Genomic DNA, 639 nt, shown 5'->3' on the forward strand with positions numbered 1-639 from the left:
CAATTTCAGCGTGGAATCCGTGGTGATGGCTGATCCGGTTTCTGTCAAAGCCGATCTGGAGGATATGCAATCCACCGCCATGGAGATCATCGGCAAATATCAGCGCCGGGTGTTTTTCCAAAGCGCATTCCGAGGCCCTGCTGCTGAAGAAAGCTGGAGCGATTACAGCGCCCAGGCTAAAACCGTGACAGAGAACGTGGCAGCGGATCGAGTGGTGACTGTGCCCCTGCTCTATCCGGATTTTCTCGGAGCCCTGGCGGGACGACTGGCCAACAAAGCAGTGAGCGTTGCTGATTCCCCCATGCGAGTGGCCACCGGCACCCTGCTGGGTAACTACGCCGAACGCCCCACCGATGCCAACGGGCTGGAACTAAATAAATCGGTGCTGCTGGACTTACACAATAATGGCCGTTTAACCGTTCCTACATGGTATGAGGACTATGACGGCACCTACACGTCTGACGGTTTTACACTCGCCTCTGAAACCAGTGATTACCGGGTTATTGAAAATCTGAGGGTGGCAGACAAAGCCGCCAGACGTATTTACCTGCTGGCGGTGGCTCGCATCGGTAACCGGCTGCTGAACAGCTCGCCTCAGTCTATTGCCTTTAACAGCACCTATTTTATGAAGCCCCTGCG

General features: G+C 54.9%; 1 protein-coding gene. It reads left to right on the plus strand.

Features of this window, described 5'->3' with window-relative positions; translation table 11 throughout:
• Nucleotides 1–25 precede the first annotated feature (25 nt).
• Nucleotides 26–639: DUF2586 domain-containing protein (locus J7438_RS26830; RefSeq protein ID WP_286196974.1), on the plus strand; the 614-nt coding region annotated here is incomplete at its 3' end.

The sequence above is a fragment of the Thalassotalea sp. G20_0 genome (assembly GCF_017744175.1).
GTDB lineage: Bacteria > Pseudomonadota > Gammaproteobacteria > Pseudomonadales > Endozoicomonadaceae > Endozoicomonas.